We start from the raw sequence: 24,475 nt of genomic DNA, 5'->3' as shown, positions 1-24,475 counted from the left end.
GCATCTTGGGTACCATGTCGTTTAATTATCCGTAATATAGTAATAATTGCACTTCATTTTTATCAAATTTTTAATACCAAATATATTTATAAATAAGTTATACCAAATATATTTATAAAATAGTCCAAAGATGCGTAGTTATTTTTTAGAAAAAATTTTCAAAAAAAATCGTTGCATAGCTGGGCTACGGAACTATTTTTTTTGAATGATTTTAGCAAAAAAGAACAAGTAGATTGGACTATTTTATATGTATATTTGGTATTATTTTCAAATATGTTCTGTGTTTTTCCAAACAAAAAAACTGCTGTATATAAACCAATTACCACCATTTTATGATTGGTTTTTACTCAAAAAATACATTGGCTTAATGTATGCAAAACGGTATCTATGTCGTCGAAAGTATTGTACGCATGAATACAAAACCGCAGCCGTTCTTGTCCTTCTGGCACGGTGGGCGACAAAATAGCTTTGATGTTGAACCCTTTATTTTGTAAGTTTGTTGCGATATTCCTAACCATGTCGTTACCTGGAATTACAATTGAATGAATAGCCGATTTGCTATATATAAACATGGGTTTGAGCCCCGTTTGCTGTTTTTGTTGATTGAAATACAAAATGTTTTGCCTTAAAAGGGCCAACTCATTTGGCTGTTTGTCCAAATATTGGTAAGCCATCAAAATAGTGGCAACGGCATGTGGCGAAAGCCCCGTGGTATATATCAAACTACGGGCAAAATTTACCAAATATTGCTTGAGTTGATGGCTGCCCAAAATGGCTGCCCCATGGCATCCTAGTCCTTTGCCAAAGGTCATAATTCTAGCAAAAACGGTATGCTCTAGCCCTAAGTTTTGAACCAACCCTACCCCTTTTGTTCCAAAAACACCAAGAGCATGTGCCTCGTCTATCACAAAATAAGCCTTGTGTTTGGCAACTATGGCAGCCATGTTTTGTAAATTTGGAGTATCGCCATCCATAGAAAACACACTTTCTGTAACAACATAAACGGTGGTATTTTGATTCTGTAGCAACAGTCGTTCTAAATCATCACAATCGTTGTGTTTAAATTTATAAGATTTTGCAAACGAAATTGCAATACCATCTCGAATAGAAGCATGAATGAATTCGTCAAACAAAATGACATCGCCTTTTTGTGGTACACTACTAAAAAAACCTACATTGGCATCATAGCCAGAATTGAAAATCAAAGCGGCTTCTACCTGATGAAATTGTGCAATAAATTGTTCCGTTGCTTCATACAAAGGGCTATTTCCTGTAAGTAATCTGGAACCCGTAGCACCATTTTTTTTAATATTTTGACTAATCAAAAATGTATGAACCTGATCAAAAAGAAGTGAACTTTGGCACAATCCTAAATAATCGTTTGTTGCAAAATCAATTCCGTTGTTATGAGATTGCAAAGTTCTCAAAGCATTTTTTTGAACTCTTTGGGCTATTTTTTGAGCTAATTTTTCTGGAAATTTCATGTCATATTAGTTTATGCGTTGGCTAACAAATCCAAGACTATAATTTCATTTCCAATATATACCAATGATTTGTGTAGTAAAGTATAGCCCATTTTTTCTATTTCTTGTTGGTAAAAATTCATTTGCATTAAATGCTTTTCGTCGTAACTTCCTGTTTTATAATCCAATAGCAATACCTTATTAGTTGGGGTTACTTCCATCCTATCGGGTTTTAGAGTCTGACTATTGGGGCCAATAATTGTTTTTTCGTTCAAAATAATATGTTGAGGATTAAAATAGGCTGATAGTTTCGGATGTTTTACAATTTGTTCAATACTGTTTTGCACAAATTCCATTTGCACAACTGGCAACAAGCCGTCATTCAAAGCTTTTTCGATGGCAAAAGGTATATCTGCAGCGGTTTTTATAAACGATAAAATTTCGTGAACTACATTACCAAAAGCAATCGATTCTTCTCTATTGGTACCCCAAAGCATGGCACTTTTTTGAGAAATTTTGATGTTTTTGGGATCTAAAATTTGTTTTACAATTGGAATCGGTATATTGGGTTTGCTATTGTTTGGCTGGGTTGATAATTTGATTGGGGAGCCAAATTTAAAGCTGGTATTCTGAGCTGGGTTGTATCCTTTTTGTATTAAAAACTTTATAAAATAGGATGCCATATTATTTTTATACAGCGTTTCATATTCGCCATCGTTGTTTTTGGTTTGCTTTGGCGACAAATATTCTGTAATGATATACAATTGCTCTTCGGCACGAGTAAGGGCAACATACAACACATTGATATTGTCCAACACCTCTTCTTGTTTTTTACTTTCATACACCCCTTTGGCCAATAAGCCATAATCAGAAACGGCTGAACTGTTGTCTATCAATACTTTAGGTAAACCAAAATTGTCTTTGTCCACCGTAATCCATAATTTATCTTTGGGTTTTCGGTTGTAATCTTCTACCGCAAATGGAAAGATAACCACAGGAAATTCCAATCCTTTCGATTTGTGAATCGTCATGATGACAACAGAGTTATTGCCTTCGGGGGTTGGAATGCTCAAACGATCTGATTTTTTTTCCCAAAAAATTAAAAAATCGGAAATACCCGATTGATTTTTGACTTCTCTTTCGAGAACGATGTCTAAAAAAAATTGCAAATAAGCATTTTCCGAATTATCTTGGGTGTTTTGATAAATCAAATGGGTAATGATGGTTTCGACTGTTTCAAAAAGTGATTTTTTTCTAATTAATTCAAATGAAAAACTCAAATTGAAATGAGCCAACCAATGTTCAAATTCATTTTCTGTTTCAAACGACATTCCTTGTGCAATAAAATCATGAATTTCCATTTCGGATTGGCTGTATTGTGCCAAATATTGCAAAAATCTTGATTTGGATTCTTTGTCATTATTATTTTTCAAATACCTTAAAACATGTATGATACACTGTACTTCTTTTGCATTATTAAGCAATAAAGTTTCAGACGAAATAATTGGTATTTGTTGTGCTGTCAAGTAATTGGCAATCAAAACTCCGTGGCTTCTTTTGCGAGTTAATACGGCTATATCTTTATATTGAAATCCTTTTTCGATACATTCATTAATTTTTTGGAAGGTTTCTAACACATAAACATCCGTTTTTTCCAAAACCTCATCCTCTGGTGTTTCATCTTCCGAAAGGTCGTTTGGTGTGGTGGTTTCATTAATAAAAGTAATGTTTACATAGCCGCCTGTATGTGTGTTGTTTTTTTGAAAGCTATTGTTTTCATACATATTTTTGTAATCCAAATGCTGAAATTCATTGGCCATCATTTTAAAAAAATCATTATTAAATTGAATTACTTCAGAAAAACTTCTAAAATTGGTGTCCAATTGTGTAACTTGTCTCGACGGATTGCTAAAAGGGTTGTTGTTAGGGCTGTTGTTGTTGCTCAATTCTATAAATTGTTCGGCCTTTCCGCCACGCCACCTGTATATAGATTGTTTGGGGTCACCTACAATCATAAGCGAACCTCTTTCACCCATCAAATCTTCGCTGGCCGTGGCATTGTTGATTAGTGGTATCAAATTTTGCCATTGCATTTCGGAGGTATCCTGAAATTCGTCTATAAAAAAATGTTTGTACCTTTCGCCCAAACGTTCGTAGATGAATGGCGCGGGCTGGTTTTGAATTTCTCGATGAATAATAGCATTAAACTCTGATATGGATAATAAATTTTGCTCATTTTGAATTTTTGCCAATTCGTTTCCAATGCTGTTGAGGAGCGAAAGCGGCGTAATATTTTTTAGAAAAGCTTTATGAAAATATATTTTTTCGTAATTGTCATAAATAGGTTTCATTAATCCGACTAATTGACTTAACAAACTTTCTATCAAGTCCTTGTCTTTTGCGGTTTTATTGATTTTGAAATCAGATTCTGATTGAAATTTTTTGTTTTTGTTGTTAAATTGGTTGGCTAAAATGGTGTTCAAATGTTTTGGAAATACCTGAGCCGAAAATGATTTTAAATCTACTTGATGGTTGTTTAAAAAATCAAAAACTTGTTGTGCCAATGCCACATTGATGGCCTCGAGGGTTTTGATTTTGGCCCATAAAACTTGCTTTATTTCAATAAACTGTGGGATTGTAATGTCCTGAAGTTGTTCTATTTCGAGTCGGTTGTTTTCGTTCAAAATTAATTTTCCAGTTTCTAAAATTTCGTTTGAAATGTCCCACGATTTGTCGTCATCGGTTTTTTCCATAGTAAAATCAACCATCAATTGGGTCAAAACGGGGTCTGTACCAGCTTGTGCAATTAATGAATCAACAGCTTCGGCCAATAAGTTATCGGTATCTAAACTCACTTCAAAAGTTGCAGAAAGGCCTAAATCTAGGGCAAAGGCCCTAATGACTCTATGGGTAAATTTGTCGATGGTAGAAATATCAAAAGCGGCATAATTATGAATCAAATGTTTGATGATTTGTTGCGATTTTGTTTTGATTTCCAATACAGACAAAGGCTTGTTTAAAAGGGATAACTCTGCCGCAATTTCGGTCATGAGTGCTACTGTTTTAGCATTGGGTTCGTCTTGAGCAAAATCCGAAAGGTTGTTTACAATTCGAGATTTCATTTCATGAACTGCTTTATTGGTAAAAGTGATAGCCAATATATTTCGATAAGCATCATTTTTTTTGGAAGACAAAATAATTTTCAGGTATTCTTTTACCAAATTATAAGTTTTACCAGAACCCGCCGAGGCATTAAATATTTTGAACGAGGCTTTGTTGATTTCCATAAAAAAGGGCTTTTTATTGGTTATTTTGGTGCGAAAATACAAATAAAAAAACCACCAAAATAAATTGGTGGTTTGAATTTGTATAAAAAAAATGTTATTTGATCAAACTTTCGCCATTTACTGTGGTCCAATTGCCTAAAGTCATATTGGCTCCCGTAGCAGTAGTACTCAACGTATATTGACTGTTTGGAAATGCAACCGATAATGTACCAGCACCAGCAAATTGACTAGTTGCATCGTTTATTTTTACGGCAGTTAATTTGATTTTATTGGCATTTACTTGATAGGTATTAGTAGCCGCATCCTGAATTCGTACGGCAGTTGCTCCAGTAGTTGTGTAACCCGTAATTAGTATGTTTGAAAAATCACCATTACCATGTTTTTTAAATTGAATGGCATCATACTCTGCAGCAGAAGAGCCCCCTTCGGTTACAGTTCCAGCATTTCTTTTAAGTGTAATATTAGAAATTACTGGCCAATAAGCATTATCATTGTTTGACGCCTCAATTTCCATTCCAAAATTTCCAACACCTATTTGATAAGCATACCAGTTTGCGTTGTTTTGACCTTTCCAGCCATCTTGCCAATCAAAAGAATCGTCTGAATTGCCATAAGAAATTAAATTAGAAGCACTTACCGTTCCTCCATAAAATTCAAAACCATCATCGGCTCCTTTGTATGAAACAAGGTTTTCTAAAACCGTTTCAGACCCAACAGAATAAAATGAAAATCCATTCATTTCGCTTGTTCCATCGGTAATTTTTTTGCCCGCAAATTCTACTCGAACATATCTAAGAGTTCCACCATTGTGCAATGGATTTGTACCGCCATAAGGCAAGTTCAATCCATCTTCAGATGTTTTGCTTGTTACACCGCCCGCACCATTTATTGGAGCATCGCCATACATAATGATGCCACCCCAAGCCCCTGGTGTTGCAGATGATTCTGTAAAAACAACTGGTTGAGAAGCCGTTCCGTTGATGATTAATTTTCCGCCATTTTTTACTACTAATGCATCTACACCGTCTGCCGCAGTACATATAATTTTGGAACCCGCATCAAAAATAACAGTAACCCCCGATTCTATTGTTGCAATTCCTTTCAAGGTATAGTTACCATAAGCTAGGGTTTTGTTGGTCGTAATAGATCCCGTTATTTCTCCTTCTACGGGTTGAATTGTTTCAACATCGTCGCTAGTTGAACATCCTGTTATTGATAAAGCGACTAAAGCTAAGCTAAAAAATAATTGTTTCATTTTTGAAAATTGTTTTGATTTGTTTTTAAAACTTTTGACAAATGTAGCGCAACATTTCATATTCAAAGTTTGTAAATCGTTATATAATTGTTAGCTGTAAAACAACATATTGTTTCCTAAATATTATGAAATTGTAAACAAAAAAGAGCCCAATTTCTTAGGCTCTTTTGCTATAAAAAATGGCTTTTCGGATTAATTTTAACCATACAACCGATCAAGATAATATTATTAAAACGAATAAGATAATCCTGTTGAAAAGCCAATGCCTCGCTGGTATGACCGTAACAATAAGGAGGTTTCGGCAATAGCCAATTGATTGTTTGAGCCTAATACTTGTTTATAAATAGGATTCAGAATATTATCGATAGACCATTTGAAATTCCAATTTTTATTAATCACACTACCCCATACAAAATCTAATTTATGAAACGGTTTTTCATATATATGATCGTATCCCGCAACGCCAACGGCATAAATACGTTCGCCATTTACTGCATATACAAAAGACGCTGTGTTTTTCCAATTGTTGCCCATATTAAATTCATATTTTATATCGGCATTTACCAACCATGTTGAGGCTCCTTGAAGTTTTCTTTTTTCAAAAGTATCAAAATAGCCTTCTCTGTTTTTGTTTACATTTGCTTGTGTAAACATTAATGAGGTGTTAAAACCAAAAGACCACCCTTTCCAATTGTCGTTGATTCTTGATAATTGTAGTAATATTTCAAATTCTGCTCCAAACAATTGGGCACTTTTGTTATTGAAATAAGTGATTGTTTGTCCGCTTCCTGTGGCACTTGCCTGTACAGTTCTTTCGATAGGGTTGTTGATGTATTTGGCAAAAAAGGTTGCTGCAAATAGTTCATTTTTGGTTGGAAATATTTCCAATTTTAGGTCGGCATTATAATTTTCGCTGTTTAGTAGATTAGAGTTACCTCTTTCTGTAGTTCCGTCGGCATTGATCAAATTAATATCTAGGCTTTCAAAAAGCACTGGTTTGGTATAAGTTTTTGAGGCAGCAAATCTAATATTGGCCTTTTCAGAGGCTATATATTTTACGTTTATGGCTGGTAAAATATACCATTTTTCGACTGATTTTTTTCTAAATGGATTTGTTATAGGATCGGAAATGGTTCTGTATTTGTACTCTCTTATGGTGTTTTCAGCTCTAATTCCTGTATTAATTTCTAATTTGTCATTTAGATGAAATAATACATTTGAATAAAAACCGTCGGCTCTTTGAAAAACTTTTGTTTTATACTCGCTTGATGATTCCTCTTGAAAATACACTTTGTTACTGGCTACATCATGTTGAATTGTTGCCTCTATTTGATTTGGATTTACAGTAAAAGGTATCGCAGCACCATTTGGTTTTCCAAAAGCAAATCGAAAAACAGATTGCATATATTCTGCAAAACCGTTGTATCCAAAGTTTACTTTATTGTGTTGGTTTTGCCCCCATTTCAAATAATATTCCAGCTTTCCAGATACATGAAAATTATTTTCGATATTAAAAAACTGCCTGATCAAATTGTTGCTACCATATTGGGTATCAATAGTATTACTGCCTGTTTGAGTTCCTGTTACAAATTTTCTGTCTGGCATATCGTATTGCGTTCTTGTATATGAAATACCAGCCGCTATACCTTGTTGGTCATTGTCGGTAATTTTATATGTTCCAAAAAGTTGATTGGCAAAATATTGTGAAGATTCATATTGATTCAATCTGATAAACTCGTTGGGATTTTGAACAGCTGTTCGGGTATAACCTTTTTGATCTTGAATGCTGTTTTCGGTAGTTTTCAAAAACAAACTATTTGAAAACAAATGCAATCGTTTGGTTTTAAATTGTAGTCCAAAAATAACCGAAGATTGTGTTTGAGTGCTATATGCTGTTCTATACAAATTGTTGTCGTAAATCCCTTGCCCTTGCGAAAAGGTACGATCTACACCTTGTCTGATTTGGTATTTATTGTCTAAATGAGCTGCAACATGATAATATAATTTTGCACCACTATTGCCAAACAAAAATTTATCAGAATGTCCAATGCCAAAACTTGTATTCAAGGGTGCTTTTTTAGAAGTTACATCCCATGTCGATTGATAATCGTTACTAATTTTTGCCGAAGGAATGTTGCCATAACCTGTGGGCAAACGGCGTTCCTGACCTCCAAAACCAAAATAACTTTTGCTGTTATCGGCATCAACTGATTGTAGGAAATTTTGTAAACTATTTTGAGTTGTAAATCCAGCTCCCAAAGCTATTTTGGTTTTTGCCTCTGTGGGTTGGGCTGTGGCCACATCGATGGTAGCTCCTGAAAAATCACCAAAAATATCAGAATTAAACGTTTTATACACATCCATAAATCCTACAACATCTGTTGGAAATTGATCTAATGGAATCATTTTTTTGAATGGACTGTTAGAAGGTACTGCCATACCGTTGAGTAATAAATTGTTATACCTATCTTCTAAACCCCTAATAAACAATCCTTTAGATTCTACTTTTGAAATACCCGTCATTTTGGTCAATCCTGTTTCTACATTACCAATACCTTTTGCAGACATTTCTTGGGCCCCTATACTTTGTTTTATTGCCATTGCATTTTTTTGTTCTAATAACAATGCGGTTGCTTTTTCTCGGTTTTTGGAAGTCGATTTTACAACTACTTCTTTCAAATGATTGTTTGAAGGTGTCAATTTTGTGTTGATAGTGGTTACAACTCCTTGTTGTACTGCCGCAACAATTTCTTCATATTCATATCCTGGCAAACTAAAACCTACTACATACTGACCCGCAGGCAATTCCAATTTAAACTGGCCTTGGGTGTTGGTTGTTGTAGCAATTGAGGTACCTGTAACTATTATGGATACGTTGGAAATCGGTTTGTTGTCCGAGTTTTTTTCTGTGATTTGCCCTGCAATTGTTCCAGAATTTTGTGAAAAGCAAATTGATGTAAAAAATAACACAATCAGTAAGCGTTGGATTTTCATTATAATGTCGTTTTTAATTTGTGCAAAGAAAAGGCTAACATTTGAACTAATAGTTAGCCCAAGATTACTATTAAGTTTACAGACTATTATCAAATTGTTACTACATTAAATTACGGTTAATTAAGTATATGTCATAGTTGAAGCTGTTGTTTTGTTGCTACTTTTACCCATATTTTTTTGACAAACTTTGCACTGCAAACCAGTTTTAGTATTTCAAAAAAACAAGCAACAATGGGATTTAACATTGAGAAAAGGTACAATAACAGAAACATTGATTATATAAACATGAAAAATTTGAAAACTAAAATATTGATAGTTGATGATGATGTAGATATTTTAGAAATTATAAGCTACAATTTGAATCAGGAAGGCTATCAGGTGATGACAGCAACAAATGGTGTAGAAGCCATAGCAAAAGCCAAGTCAGAAAAACCACATTTGATATTATTAGACATTATGATGCCCGTCATGGATGGCATGGAAGCATGTGAACAGATTAGAAAAATTCCAGAATTGAAAGACATTTTAATTGCTTTTCTAACTGCCCGAAACGAAGATTATTCGCAAGTAGCAGGCTTTGAAAGAGGAGCCGATGATTATATTACAAAGCCTATAAAACCAAAATTGTTGATGAGCAGAATCAAAGGGTTGCTCAGGCGAAACATACCTCAAGAAGAAACAAGTAGCATTCAAACTATTGGTAGCATACAAATTGATAAAGAAGCCTATAAAATTATAAAAGACCATATCGAAATCATTTTGCCTAGAAAAGAATTTGAACTCATTTGCCTTTTGGCCTCAAAACCAGGAAAAGTATTTAGCCGAGAAGAAATTTTAGAAACAATTTGGGGAAATGATGTTGTGGTTGGTGGCCGTACTATAGATGTGCACATTCGAAAGTTAAGGGAAAAACTTGGCAATAATAACTTTGTTACCATAAAAGGAGTGGGTTATAAATTGATAGGTTAGGCAAAAAAAAAAGACGCAATGGAATTAACATTAAATTAACAATAAAGCTACTTTATATTAACCATATCTTGTTATTAAGATAATACAGCTTTAACCTGGTCTTAACATAAAGGTAGCATCTTTGCCTAAGTTAAAAACAACCGATCAATTTAAATAAAATGAAAAAAATTACCTTAATTTTAATAGTACTAACCACTTTTGCTCATGCTCAAAAAACAGATAATCAAGCTGTTTCAAAAGAGGTATTTAGAATTTTAGATTCTATTAATAAAGCCAAAGTATTAGAAGAAAAAACCAAAGCCAAAAAAGACAATTGGTTTGACAAAATATCACTTCGTGGCTATGCACAAATCAGATACAATGGTTTGTTTTCTAGCAACGACAAAGTGTCCTGCGAACAATGTGATAAATCATGGGGTACCACCTCTACAGCATCAGATGCACAATCAAACAATGGTTTTTTTATTAGAAGAGCCCGATTGGTTTTTTCTGGACAAGTACATCCAAATGTGTATGTGTATATACAGCCAGATTTGGCCAGTTCTCCTTCTACAGGGGTCAATCATTTTGCTCAAATTAGAGATTTGTATGCCGATATATCTTTTGATGCCAAAAAAGAATACCGTGTACGACTTGGACAAAGTAAAGTACCCTTTGGATTCGAGAATTTACAATCAAGTCAAAACAGATTGACGTTAGATCGAAATGATGGTTTGAACAGTGCTGTTGCAAACGAACGAGATTTAGGAGCATTTTTCTATTGGGCTCCAAGCAAAATTAGAGATCGTTTTGCAATGTTGGTCAAAGATGGTTATAAAGGATCTGGCGATTATGGTGTTTTTGCTTTTGGAGCATATAATGGACAAACGGCCAACAAATCAGAAGGAAATAGAAACTTGCACATTGTATCGAGAATTAGTTATCCATTTGAAATAAAAAATCAAATCATAGAGCCAGGACTTCAAGCTTATAAAGGTAAATGGGCTTTTAGTAGCGAAATTTCGACAGGTGTTGGTATTCCAGAAAGGCTAAATGTTGCCGACGAACGTTTAGCTGCTTCGCTTATATTGTATCCAAAACCTTTTGGAATACAAGCAGAATACAACATTGGTAAAGGGCCTCGATATGACAAAACAACCAACAGTGTTGCGGTATCCCATTTAGAAGGTGGTTACGTAACCTTAAACTACAAATTAGACCTTCCAAAACACCAATTATTATATCCGTTTGCCAAATTTCAATATTATGATGGAGGCAAAAAATTTGAAAAAGATGCCAGAAGCTATATCGTTCGTGATTACGAAATAGGTTTAGAATGGCAACCATTCAAAGCCTTTGAATTTGTTGCAGAATGGGTAATTTCCGACCGAACATTTGAAGACAGTGCTTTGAAAAACAACAGACAAAAAGGAAATTTATTAAGAATACAAATGCAATTTAATTTTTAAAAAAAACAACAACATGAAATCTAAAAAAAACATTCTTATTACGGCTTTTATCGCATTGATAGCCCTTTCGTATTCGTTTACCACATTAAATAAAATTACCATAAAAGGGTCAGACACTATGGTAATATTGTCTCAGCAATGGGCAGAAGTATATATGAAGAAAAACCCAGGAACGGTTATTCAAGTTACAGGTGGAGGATCGGGCGTTGGGCTTGCGGCCTTAATCAATGGCTCGACAGAAATTGCCAATTCGAGCCGACCTATAAAACCAGCTGAATTAGAAAAAATAAAAGCCAAATTTGGTAAAAATGCCATTCAAATACCATGTGCAAAAGACGGTTTATCTGTGTTTTTAAACAAAGGAAATAAAGTTTCTGAACTTACTATTGCACAAATTGGAGACATTTTTGCAGGAAATATAACCAATTGGAAACAAGTTGGTGGCGATGATGCCAAAATTCAATTGTATGGTAGAGAAAGTAGCTCTGGAACATTTGAGTTTTTTAAGGACCATGTGGTTAAAACAGATTTTGCACCAACATGCCAAACGTTGCCAGGTACGGCAGCCATCATCAATGCTGTTAAAAAAGACAAATACAGTATTGGATACGGTGGTGCTGCTTATGCCGAAGGTGTAAAAGACTGTAAGGTAAAAAAAGATGCCAAATCAAAAGGTGTTTTGCCAACAGAGGCTAACATCAAAAACAAAACGTATCCTATTGCAAGATATTTATTCATGTATTTGACAACAAAACCAACAGGTGATACCAAAAAATTTATCGATTGGATTTTGAGTCCCGAAGGTCAAAAAATTGTTTCGAGTGTAGGGTATTTTCCTGTAAAATAGTTTTGTTCTTTTTCAAATTATCCTTTTTTAGCTAAATGCTATTAGTTACCGTGTTTTGCGTTAGGGATAGTAGTGGAAATCCTTTTTTGAGGCTTTTTTTGCCTCAAAAAAGATTGAAACGGATAGCCCGACCCTTGTGGTAACGCCCAAAATAGGCTCAATCTATTTTGCTGGTTTATTTAGAATTTAGTCTCCTTTTTCAATCTAGAGAAAGTTTAATTTAGTATTGTGTTCCATTTAAGCATGCTTTAATTCAATCCTATGATTTCCGAAACTGCTCCTAAAAGCTTTACAAAAGAAAGTCTTAAAAAACAATTCAGACTCTCCGAATTTTTATCCGAAAAAATCATTTCGGGCGTGGCTTTTTTATCGATAACCATCATTTTTTTGATCTTTATTTTTGTTTTCAAAGAATCGCTGCCGCTATTTAGTTTTGGACAATCAGCTAAGCCTCAAACAGAAAAAGTAATCGAGAACAACTCAAAACCAGAAACCTATGGCGAACCCGTAGAGGATTTGAATGCACCAGAGCCCGAAACACTAAAACCAGAAACCTATGGCGAGCCTGTAGAGGATTTGAATGCACCAGATGCACCAACGATTGCACCAGAAACTTATGGTGAACCCCTAGAGGATTTGAATGCACCAGAGCCTGCCATTGCAGAACCAAAAGTGGCCCAAAACAACGAAGGAGCCGATAAAACTTGGAGCACTTTTGCTACATCAGAATGGGTTCCTGTATCAGAACACCCTCGTTTTGGACTAATTGCATTGCTTTTTGGCACACTCAAAGTTACCCTGATTTCAATGCTTATTGCAGGGCCCTTAGCCGTTTTAGCTGCCCTATACACTTCGTGTTTTGCATCCAAACGCAAAAAAGAAATCATCAAACCTATCATAGAAATGCTGGCCGCATTTCCATCGGTAGTAATTGGTTTTTTTGCTTTGATGGTTTTAGCCAGTTTGTTTCAAAGCCTTTTTGGTTACGAATCTAGGCTAAATGCCTTTGTTGGCGGTGTGGCTATGGCATTAGCAGCCATCCCTATTATTTATACCATTTCAGAAGATGCTCTTTCGGCAGTACCAAAAACATATAGCGAAGCCAGTTTGGCACTTGGAGCAAGCAAATGGCAAACCGCTTTTTTTGTTACCTTGCCTGCGGCAACCCCAGGTATTTTTGCTGCCCTTTTGTTGGGTGTAGGTCGTGTGTTTGGCGAAACCATGATTGCTTTAATGGCAACAGGTAATGCCGCCTTATTATCGTCAAATCCTTTTGAGTCTGTACGAACTTTTGCAGCCACCATTGGCTCAGAAATGGCCGAAACTGTGTTTGGCGAAACCCATTATAGTGTGTTGTTTTTTATTGGTTCGTTGTTGTTTGTCTTTTCATTTGGGCTCAATGCCATTGCCGAATTTTATGTAAAAGGACGCTTAATCAAAAAATTTCAAGGAAAATAATTTATGGAAAATCAAACCATTTCAAAACCCAACCCTTTTTTTAATCAAACCTCAAAAAGTCAGGCAATAAAAGGCCAATTGATTGTTGGTATTACTCAAATGGCCGTAGTTACGATAATTGCTATCTTAGCCATCATTTTGGGTATTATAGTTTATCAGGGCAGAACACAATTTTCATGGGCCTTCATTACCTCGTTTCCCACAAATGGAATGACAGAAGGAGGTATTTTTCCTGCCTTAATTGGTACTTTTATATTAGTAATCCTCATGTCGATTGCGGCAGTCCCTTTCGGCACCATTACGGCTATTTATTTAACAGAATATGCTCGAGAAAACTCAAAATTTGCGGCAGCTGTTCGCTTTTCAGTTCGAACATTGGCCGTCGTGCCTTCTATAATATTTGGCCTTTTTGGCTTAGGTTTTTTTATAAAATTTGTTGGCAACGGTGCCGACAAGGTGTTTCATGGCGGGCAACTGCATTGGGGGCAACCCAACATTTTGTGGGCCAGTCTTACCATGTCATTGCTTACATTGCCCGTAATTATTGTGTCTGTAGAAGAAGCCCTCAAAACCATTCCACGCGAACTTCGTGAAGCCAGTTTGGCTCTTGGTGCTACCAAATGGCAAACCATCAAACAAGTCGTTTTGCCTGGATCTGTATCGGGAATCATGACGGGAACTATATTGGCCGTTAGCCGAGGTGCTGGCGAGGTAGCTCCAATATTGTTTACAGGTGCCGCTTATTATTTGGCTACTTTACCCAAATCGTTGAGCGACCAATTTATGAATTTGGGCTACCACATTTATATCATGTCCACACAATCATCAGATGTAGAAAAAACCATGCCTATACAGTTTGCTACTACATTAGTTTTACTAATTTTAACCCTATCGCTCAATATCATAGCTGTAGCCATTCGATCTAGAATTAGAAGAAAAGCCAAATAAGCACACACCCATTTTTTTTACAAAATATAAAAATTAGAATCCCTAAACATGAAAGATATAAAAATAGAAGTAAACGATTTGTCCTTATATTATGGCGAAAAAAAAGCTTTGAAGGAAATTGCTATGCAAATACCAACCAATAAAGTAACTGCACTTATTGGGCCATCGGGTTGCGGAAAATCTACCTTTTTGAGATGTATCAATAGAATGAACGATTTGATTCCAGATGTTAAAATAACAGGTCAAATGCTTGTAGAAGGAGTTGATATTTATGACAAAGATGTAGATGTTGTAAATATTAGAAAAAAAATAGGAATGGTTTTTCAAAAATCAAATCCTTTTCCAAAATCTATTTACGAAAATATTGCTTATGGTCCAAAAATCAATGGAATCAAAGACAAATCACAATTGGATGAAATAGTAGAAACATCGTTGCGAAAAGCAGCCATTTGGGACGAAATAAAAGACCGTTTGGGCGACTCGGCTCTTGGGCTTTCGGGCGGTCAGCAACAACGTTTGTGTATTGCCAGAACCCTAGCAGTAAGTCCAGACATTGTATTGATGGACGAACCCGCAAGTGCCTTGGACCCTATTTCGACATCAAAAATAGAAGAGTTGGTACACGAACTTAAAGAGCAATACACCATTATTATTGTAACACACAACATGCAACAAGCCGCTAGAACTAGTGATTATACTGCATTTTTCTATATGGGTGAGTTGATTGAAATGGACAAAACAAAATCTATTTTTACAAAACCAACCAAAAAACAAACAGAAGACTATATTACTGGACGTTTTGGTTAATATCCTTTATTTAATAATTCCATTTAACAATATACAATATGGCATCGCAACTTGAAACAGAATTAAGCAAACTCAAAAATGCTATTATCAAAATAAGCAACCTTACCGAAAATCAAATTTTTGAAGTAATGGCGGTATTACTTTCGCAACCCATTTCGGAAATAAAAAACGTTAAAAAAACCGAAAACAAAATAGACAAACTCGACCTGAAAATAGAAGATATTTGTCAAACGGTTTTTGCCCTTCAACAACCAGTGGCGTCAGATTTGCGTTTTATTATGTCGGCCATGTCTATCAGCAACGAAATTGAACGCATTGCCGATTTGGCTTTGAGTATCGTAAAATTATCCAAAAATATCAATCCAAAACACGATTTAATTGCAAAATTTGATATAGAACCTATTGCCCGAGAAATCGAAAGCATCATCATCAAAACCAATATTTGTTTTCAAACTCTAAATGAAGCTAGCATTGGCGACATTTTTATTTTGAACAACAGCATCAAAACTAAAACGAATGATGCTACACATAATATTGTAAGCGAAATGAAAAACAATTCCAAAATCATCGTTTCAGGAACCAATTTAATCCTAGCCCTCAAACATCTCGAACGCATTGGCGAACACTGTACAAACGTAGCCGAATCGGTTTATTTTATGATACACGCCACCTCTATACGGCACGAAAAAAACATATAATTCGTATTGCCTCATCAAAAAAAAAGCCCTCCAAACCAATGATGTTTTGAGGGCTTTTTTAAGCTGAAAGCGTGTTTAAAAAATTATCTTTTTTTCAAAATCAAACCTCGTGCATAATAGGTTAAACTTCCAAAAGCTTTATCCTGATCGTAATCCAACCTCATTGTTGTTGAGGTAAGCGAGGTAACCCTTGCTTCATTAAAATCGTTAAAGCAACTCATGATTTTAATGCCTTCAAAATAATAGCCATTACAATTATATTCTTGTTCGGTACAAAACGGATTATAATAATAAGACGTTATTTTAGTATTGGCTATAATATGAGCAAAATCTTTATTGGTACTACACGAATGAACGTAGGGTGCCTGACTACCATCTGCTTTTATAACCGTTGTATATACCCAATCGCCCACCATATTTTGATAATTAGGCGTTAATTGTTTTTCAGTACTATCTGCATCACTTTTGCTACATGCTATAAAAGATAGTACTATTAATAAGATTATTTTTTTCATTTTTTTTCATTTTTTCAATACAATACTTCGTAACCCCCCTTTATAATTCACAATTTTTAAGCTCTCAAATTGCTGATTTTTTTAGGATCGTACAAAACTTCACGAAGTATTGTATTTATTGTTAATTATTTTAATTTAATAAATCCATCACTATTATTACCTTCAATCAAAGTTTCATTAATCACTAAACTCCAATCTATATTTAAGTATCTACTATTACAATACTTAAGGCATCCGTTTACTTATTGTTAATTTCAATAAATGGATTATTCGGGCTTTTTAAATAAACCATTCCATTCTCTATATATGCTATTTTTGTTTTCTCAATAACTAAAACATATCTAAAACCTGTTGGACTAATATAGCCATCGCTTTTCAGTCCGCCATTTCAATAAAACTAAAAACCATCAAAATGATATTCCCTTAGTTGCTACAGCAACTAAAGTTGCTTTTTAGGTGTTGAATCTGCTAGGTTTAAGGGTTTTTATATAAAAAAGCAATACGGTTCTATTTTAAAATATTCATTTAATATTTATTTATTCTCTTCAAATGTCTTTTTATTTTTATAATTATATAAACAATATATAGAGATAAAAAAAATGATACTACCTTCTCTTGAATCATAAGTTTACAATCATCACAATAAAACGATATCAATTTTGATACAAACGTAGAAATGATCATAATAAAGAAAAGTAAAAATATATTTATTACTATACCTAATAAAAAATCTTGCAATTTTTTCATATTTTTTTTAATTATAAAGTCTATATTCAGATGCCGCCTTAACAGACATACTTGATAATGATGGATTTGCCGCATTCACTTGACCAAGAAACTCAAAGCCCTTTTGGAAAAATCCTATCGGAGCTTGAGGAATAATACCAGCACCAATTCCAATATGGGTAAGATAAGCTCTAATTACAATTATACTTTTAGAATTTGGAGTGAGTTGCACCAACGGATTTATTTGCTTTGAAAGATTATAGTTTGGTTTATATTGATCAAAAGGATTAAGGATGTCATTCATTACAGGTTCCCCTACCTGGATAGAATTTTCTAAAACCTGAACCTCTCCTTTGTTCGTAACTATATACTCATAGTCCACCGTCATCGACGCTTCAAAAGTATCATTAAGTGCTGTACCTTCTAAAGTTTGCTGATCTTTAAATAGTGTGCCTTCAGTTTTTGATTTGGTATTATGCGACATAGCATGATTCAACCCACTAACCACCAGCCCAGTAACAGCACCTTTCCAAAAGTTGCCTCCTGTAAGTTCGGCACCAGCACCTCCCATAACAGTTCCAAATGAAATCATTCCAAAAGTACTTTTAGCAAATTTACCTGCACCACTCCAACCTGATCCGGCAACGTTGTAACGTTTGCCATTTATTACTTTAGTATCCATACCACCACTAAAAGCACTACTTGCTATACTACTTAAAGTACCACTAGCAAACCCAGACCAAAATCCGCCTCCTTGCACACCACTTAAAGTACCTTGAAACAAGCCATGTGATAAGGCTTGTGTGGTTGCCTTGAGTGTAAAGTTAGTTATACTTTGAGTCCATGAACCAATCCCAAAAGTAACTGCTCCGCTAACCGCTCCAACAAAAGTTGCCATCAATGCTCCTTTTAATGTAATGGGTTGGTCATTTATTAAATTGGTTGTCAGATAAGCTGCTAAAGCAATTCCTGCTCCTATTAAAATTGCTGAAACTAACTCTTCTCCATTTTTGTCTGTATATTTCAATGGATTATTCCAGCAATATCCATATCTGTTAAAACTTTGAGTATTATAAGGGTCTTGTACAAAGTTATCAGGTTGCAAGAAACGATGCAATTTAGCGTCGTACAAACGACCATTCATGTGAATCAAACCAACACCTTCCAAATGTTCATGTCCTGTATATCCTCTATCAAAGAACGTAAGTTTAGTTAAATTATTACCTATACCATCTTGTATTTTTACTATTTCCCCCCATGGATTATACAATCTTTTCTCCACAACTGCCCCAACAGCATTAGTTATAGCCATTATACTTCCTTGATAATCACGATGCAAATAATAATAACTCTGTGCCGTTCCATCGCTTTTTATCAATATAGGTGCAGTATAAGCATCTCCACCTACATAAGTAATCATTTCAACGCTTGTTGGATTTGTTGAATTACCTGGTGCAAATATAGCTTTTATTTCCATACTACCATCAGCACTATAATATTTTCTAAATGGTCGTTTCAACTTGTCTGTATCATTATTGCCATAATACATAATAGATCGTTGCAACATAGCGTTGTATCCAAAACTTAATTTCTCAACACCTTGTTCTTCTATTTGGATTGGCGCTTTAAAAGCATTGTATGATATATTTTGCAATGGTTTTGAAGAATAATAAGTATTAGCTTTAGAACTTGTAAATATAGACGAATTTTGATAAGGTTTATTATTAATGGTATATTTATATTGCCCAATTTCATTTTCTATAATTCTTCCTCTATCGTCGTAACTTTGATAATTACTACTAACATTATCTATCTTTAAATTATCAACATTAAAGGTAGCAATAGGTGGTAGTGCTATTAAATTTCCATTTAGATCTGTATTGCTTGCTGATAGTCCATTTGAAGTTGAAGGACTACCTTCGTCAATAATAAATCGTAAAGTTAATTTAGGATTTTGCACAAAATCACTTACCGTATAGTTGTTGTCAAAGACACCATTATTAATAGTTCCAATAAAAATCTCAGCATAGTTTAATGGATCAAGAGGGTCGGTTTCTATCATCACTGCATTTACAATCACACCATTAGAACCTGTCTTATTAGAAACATCAGCCTTAATTCTTAATTTATTACCCGTTGCTACATTAAGATTTAATGATTTATTAGCAGACACAAATGTATTCTTTAGTGATACTTTTAACATTCCAGATAAATTTGAAACTGAACCGACTGTACTTGAACCGTTAAAAACAAAACCATCAGTAGTACTGTTAAAAGGAAATGTTAATAAATTTTGCCCTAAACCATCCCAAGAAGTTAGTCTATCTTGGTTATCATACACAAAGTTTTCTTTAACGTCAAACAAGCTATTTGATCTACTCGTTAAATTAGCAAGAATTGGGTCAAATACGTTATTTAACGTCATAATATTATTTGCTCCTAAAACATGCTTATTTTCTATATTGTATCCAAAGTTATCAAAGGTATTAGAAATCGATATTCCATTGCCTAGAACTTGACTTGTTAATTGTCCTCTAGCATTAACTGAATTAGCTTGCCATTTGACATTTGTACCGTCTAGTAATTGCCATTCAGTACCATTTTTATAAGTATGTGTTATTGTTTTTGAACTTGTTCTGCCATGTGAAAAAGCTGTTGAAATTTCATTTGAAACTCTACCAAACGCATCAAATGTTAATTGTTTTGTAAATGTTGCAAACGGAATTGTAGAACCATTTGTATATAAAGTCTCAATTGTTTTGTTAAGCTGTTTTGTTGTAAGATCATACGAATAAGCATAATTACTATTGCCGTCATTTGGATTTGTTACTGCTATATTTGTTAACCATTTATTAACAGGGTCGTATGTGTATGAACTAGTAATTGATGTTCCATCTCCAATTATAGTTTTTGTTAAAACTTTACCAACAGGGTCTAAATTATAGGAGGTAGTTCCTTTTGGAGTGGTTTCTGTTTTAACCTCACCAAATGCGTTGTAAAAAGTAGTATAATTTCCAGCTGAACTGTCAAATAATTTCACTTTTCTATCCCAATTATCATATTGAATAGTTATTTTAATTCCTTGATAATCCGATTCAACTAAATTGTTATTAGCATCAAATTTATAATTAATAGTTCCTCCTGGTGTGTCTGTAGCAGAAATTACTTGACCATTTGCATTCATAGTTTTAGACTTTGTCATTGCACTATCAGTAGCAGAAATATATAAGCCATTATAAAAAGTATCTATTACTTTACCTGATGGAGATGTTGTCTTTATTGGTCTATTATAATCATCATACTCAAAAAGTGTCCAAAGAGATGGTGTATTAGATGAGAAATAAGGGTCACTTTCTTTTACTTTTCTTCCTAAAAAATCATACTCTTTACTAACATAAGTCCAGTTTCCATTTAAATCTAATACCCCTTTTCTAATTTGTCTTGCTAAAGCATCACTTTCTACCATGCTACTACTACCATCATCACCAACTTGTAATGTTTTATATATATTTCCAGTTCTTGTGTAAATATAATTTATACTTTTATTTAAAAAATCTGTAAACTTTACTCTTTTACCCCAATTATCATATACACTTGTAGATACTTGTAAATATGGATTTTGTTGGGACAGTACAGTTCCATATAAAGGATGATATGTTAAATTTATAGTTACAAGTCCTTCAATATCAGTTGTTGTTTTAACAAATCTATTTGTTACATCATAAGTATAGGAAGTTGTTCTACTGGAAACTGCATTGTTAGATGTTGTACCTATAGCACTAATTGTCTTACTCTGTAACAATCCATTAGGTAAATACACAAAATTTTCTATTAAAGTTTCTGTAGAATTATTAGATTTTTTTTCTACACTGATAAGATTAGAATTATTATAAAAATATTTCTCGTTTTTAGTCTTAATGTCTGGTAATCCATTTACAGTATTTACATAAGTTGTATTCTTAATATTTACTTCTTTAGGCTTTCCAATATAATAATTGCTACCAATTCCATTTGCATTATTATAATAACTAGTTATAGTATTAGTGCTTCCATTTAAAGTACTTCCTAAATATTTATTTTCTGTAACACTCAAAGGAAGGAAATAATCATTTGAGTAGTAATCATAAATTTTTTGACTTACAATATTTGTAAGATAATCTGTATTTGTTTGTGTATTTAATAAAATAGAATACTTTTTCGTTATAGAATCTATGTTTTCAGTATATATATTCTCTGTTTTATTAATAATGCTAGAGTAATTAGTGCCAAAATTAAATGGTATAAAACCGTTTAATAACAAAGTATATGTTTTTTCAACAGCTCCTCTTTTACTTGCATTAATTTCTATAATGTTCCAATTTTTTTTATCGTTTGTTGTTCTATACCAACTAGATCGAGCAGTTTTTTTAAAACCTATAATTCCAATTCCTTTTAGATTTACTGCTAATCCATGATACATAAAATCTTGTTTTTTAACAACATTTAATGATGTATTTTGGACTTGTCTCACTAACTTATTATTAACCATTTGTTTAAGTTCAATCAATGGGTATTCTAAACTTTCTGATGATGAATAGAATCCGTCTAATGTCCCTAATCCATTGTTCATTCCATTTGAAACCATAGAATCATAAGCTATTTCATCAACTATAGCTCCATTTGACTGAATTACTTTTCTAAGCAGATTGTCTTCTGAAAAGTCTTTTTTGAAATCTAAAAAAGTTACTGTTTTATCAAATGAGTTACCTACATGATTTCTAATCATTAATAAATCACTATCCAAGCCTTTATATTTATAATTACTTACAAGAGGAATAGGTCTAGTGTTATCATTATTATCATGTGAAGATGGAGAGCTATAATTATTTGTAAAACCACCATTCAAACCAATATTATTGATATATGTACTAACTCTCCATGAAGAATCTATATCTTTCGGATCCCAAAACCAACTATATTGCCAAAGATTTGTCCACACTCTTACAATATCTGATTTACCATCTTTATTCACATCCATCGCATAATAGTTACTACTATGCCATTGTGTCTCATAATCATCTCCACTTGATGGTCTATACTCAACAATATTGTAAGTTTCTTTTACAAAAAAATTATTGCCACTTTGGTTCGGATTACTATAATAAATATCCCATTCCGTGCAACCTTCGCATCCGTTTCCATCCGCTCTTGGCAAGGTAACATCGGGTTTTCCATCACCATTAAAATCACCAAATAATATCTGCTTTGAAGGTGAGTAACTATCTAAAACACCTTGCCCAATTACTTCTAATTCCGCCCAAGGTGCATTAGCTAGTTGTTTAAAACTAATTATTTTATAATTTCTGTTATTCTCAATCATCAAAATATCTGCCTTACCATCTGAATTAAAATCCATAACATACCTTTGACCTTTTTGTAATAATTGAATTCCAGTATTATTTATTGTGAAATTTCCTGAACTATTCTCTGTTGTAGGACTATTGGCATTTAAATCTACCATACGGGCTTCTGAAATATATTCAGATGTAAAACTTTCCATTTTACAAACGCTATTGTTTCCTTTTTGGTTAGTAGTTTTTGCCATTCCAATGTCTATTGGATCATTTCCGTCATTAAGTGCAGGTGTGTAAACCTGATATTGTACGTAACTTAAAATAAGTACATCAGAAATACTATCACCATTAAAATCACCTTCTATATACTTATTTGTATCTTTAATAAACGTAGGACTTGAGCATTTCGAGACTGGTTGTCCAGGTCCTATTATAATATTTCCGTTTAGATCATAATTAAATACTGTACATTCATCACTACAACTACCCGAATTATCCATTGATATTGTTTTAGTGTACGTATTAATTAAGCCATTATTTTCAAGGTTATAGATTTTAAAATCAACACTGTTTAAGTTTTCTTTTGCATGAACTATAGATTGTTTTTGGTTTACTTTATTATTAAATAACGTAGTAGCAGTAAATTTTTGTCTAGTGCTACCTAAGTTAGGCAAGTTAAATGTAGCTCCAGAATCATTAAACAATTTTGTGTATAATTTATTACCCGTAATGAAATCTAATCTATTATCACCGTCGAAATCACCTGACATTTCAGGACTCGTTGAAATATTAAGAGCATCAGTATATGAAGTTGTATTTTCATAAATGTAATCAACCGTATTTTTATATTCAAATAAAATAGGGTTAGCAGGCTCGCCTGCACCATTAAATTCTTGGATTTTTGCAACTCTTTCGTATCCTTGAGCATCAGGAGTTGTTTGTGTTATCTCATATTTCTTAAATAGCAAATCATTTGTATAGACTTCTATTTTTTGGAGCAATTCCGCTTTTTCTATTTTTATTCCTTTAATATACGCAAACTCCCTTCTGGCTGCATTTTTATAAGTAAATACTATCTTGTTTAAAGGATTTGGGTTTGTTAAAACATTTGCACTAAATCTTATTTCTGATATACATAAATTTTTCAATAAAGGTTTATTATAGTGATAAGTCATAAAATTACCATTTGCATCTTCAAATCTGGTAATATAAAACGCTGTAGCATCAGAAGCATTATTTCCTCCATAGTTTCCATACCATGAACGTGAACCATCTGGTGCCGTTACAATAAAATAAATTCCTGTACCATTATCTTTTAATTCAACTTTAGTATTACTTTGAACTTCGGTTTCATAAGTTGATCCATCTAACCAATAATTACCAGTTTTAACAAGTAATCTCTGTCCGTCTAATGACAACTTATCATCAGCATCAAAATCTACACCGTCTCTGTATCCGTCAATATCTTGCCTAGTAGACATCCGAGATATACTAGATATATTGCTTATATTCCAACCTTGTCCAGCAATACCCCCGTTTTGCCCACTCACATATACTAAATTTATTATTGGCCCAACATCTTTAATACTTGGTGGCATGGCTACTGGAAGAGTGAATGTAGCTTGCCCTGAATTTGAAATCTCTAATTTACCTTGAGTATCATGAAAACTTTGCGAAAAAAGCAAATTTGAAATTAAGGTAATTAATATAATTAATTTGATTCTCAT

At 33.6% G+C, this 24,475-nt stretch carries 13 protein-coding genes; 7 read left to right on the top strand and 6 right to left on the bottom strand.

Annotated elements, in window-relative coordinates; all coding sequences use genetic code 11:
• Window positions 1-347 precede the first annotated feature (347 nt).
• The 4 genes from FBFL15_RS02015 to FBFL15_RS02000 all read right to left on the bottom strand — a co-directional run bounded on the left by FBFL15_RS02015 (window position 348) and on the right by FBFL15_RS02000 (window position 8,999).
• The gene (locus FBFL15_RS02015; protein ID WP_014083007.1) at window positions 348-1,484 is read right to left on the bottom strand and encodes an aminotransferase class I/II-fold pyridoxal phosphate-dependent enzyme; all 1,137 of its coding nucleotides are present in this window, start codon (window positions 1,482-1,484) and stop codon (window positions 348-350) included.
• Window positions 1,485-1,495: 11 nt separating this feature from the next.
• Window positions 1,496-4,750 carry a UvrD-helicase domain-containing protein gene (locus FBFL15_RS02010; RefSeq protein WP_014083006.1) on the bottom strand — a complete coding sequence of 1,085 codons (3,255 nt, stop codon included), beginning with the start codon at window positions 4,748-4,750 and terminating at the stop codon, window positions 1,496-1,498.
• Between the two features lie 94 nt (window positions 4,751-4,844).
• Window positions 4,845-6,005: a hypothetical protein gene (locus FBFL15_RS02005; protein ID WP_014083005.1), complete on the bottom strand. Its 1,161-nt coding sequence runs from the start codon at window positions 6,003-6,005 to the stop codon at window positions 4,845-4,847.
• A gap of 228 nt (window positions 6,006-6,233) precedes the next feature.
• Window positions 6,234-8,999, bottom strand: coding sequence for a TonB-dependent receptor (locus FBFL15_RS02000; protein ID WP_014083004.1), 2,766 nt, complete (start codon window positions 8,997-8,999; stop codon window positions 6,234-6,236).
• 285 nt (window positions 9,000-9,284) lie between these two features.
• On the opposite strand from FBFL15_RS02000, the gene FBFL15_RS01995 reads away from it, so the two are divergent.
• The 7 genes from FBFL15_RS01995 (at window position 9,285) to phoU (ending at window position 16,174) form a co-directional block, all read left to right on the top strand.
• A complete protein-coding gene (locus FBFL15_RS01995; protein WP_014083003.1) occupies window positions 9,285-9,968 on the top strand; it encodes a response regulator transcription factor in 684 nt (227 codons plus the stop codon).
• Between the two features lie 158 nt (window positions 9,969-10,126).
• The gene (locus tag FBFL15_RS01990; RefSeq protein WP_014083002.1) at window positions 10,127-11,416 is read left to right on the top strand and encodes a porin; all 1,290 of its coding nucleotides are present in this window, start codon (window positions 10,127-10,129) and stop codon (window positions 11,414-11,416) included.
• 13 nt (window positions 11,417-11,429) lie between these two features.
• Window positions 11,430-12,263 (top strand): phosphate ABC transporter substrate-binding protein, encoded by an 834-nt coding sequence (locus tag FBFL15_RS01985; protein ID WP_014083001.1) that lies wholly within the window; start codon window positions 11,430-11,432, stop codon window positions 12,261-12,263.
• 261 nt (window positions 12,264-12,524) lie between these two features.
• Window positions 12,525-13,721: a phosphate ABC transporter permease subunit PstC gene (pstC, locus tag FBFL15_RS01980; protein ID WP_014083000.1), complete on the top strand. Its 1,197-nt coding sequence runs from the start codon at window positions 12,525-12,527 to the stop codon at window positions 13,719-13,721.
• A 3-nt stretch (window positions 13,722-13,724) separates the two neighbouring features.
• Window positions 13,725-14,669 carry a phosphate ABC transporter permease PstA gene (pstA, locus tag FBFL15_RS01975; protein ID WP_014082999.1) on the top strand — a complete coding sequence of 315 codons (945 nt, stop codon included), beginning with the start codon at window positions 13,725-13,727 and terminating at the stop codon, window positions 14,667-14,669.
• Window positions 14,670-14,717: 48 nt separating this feature from the next.
• Window positions 14,718-15,476, top strand: coding sequence for a phosphate ABC transporter ATP-binding protein PstB (pstB, locus tag FBFL15_RS01970; RefSeq protein ID WP_014082998.1), 759 nt, complete (start codon window positions 14,718-14,720; stop codon window positions 15,474-15,476).
• A gap of 38 nt (window positions 15,477-15,514) precedes the next feature.
• Window positions 15,515-16,174, top strand: a complete 660-nt coding sequence (gene phoU / locus FBFL15_RS01965) for a phosphate signaling complex protein PhoU (protein WP_014082997.1) — start codon at window positions 15,515-15,517, stop codon at window positions 16,172-16,174.
• 83 nt (window positions 16,175-16,257) lie between these two features.
• Here the strand turns inward: phoU and FBFL15_RS01960 are convergent, their stop codons facing one another.
• Window positions 16,258-16,689, bottom strand: coding sequence for a hypothetical protein (locus FBFL15_RS01960; protein ID WP_014082996.1), 432 nt, complete (start codon window positions 16,687-16,689; stop codon window positions 16,258-16,260).
• Window positions 16,690-17,443: 754 nt separating this feature from the next.
• Window positions 17,444-24,475, bottom strand: coding sequence for an RHS repeat-associated core domain-containing protein (locus FBFL15_RS01955; RefSeq protein WP_014082994.1), 7,032 nt, complete (start codon window positions 24,473-24,475; stop codon window positions 17,444-17,446).

The sequence above is a fragment of the Flavobacterium branchiophilum FL-15 genome, from assembly GCF_000253275.1.
Classification (GTDB): domain Bacteria; phylum Bacteroidota; class Bacteroidia; order Flavobacteriales; family Flavobacteriaceae; genus Flavobacterium; species Flavobacterium branchiophilum.
This window is presented reverse-complemented; position numbering and strand designations above follow the sequence as displayed.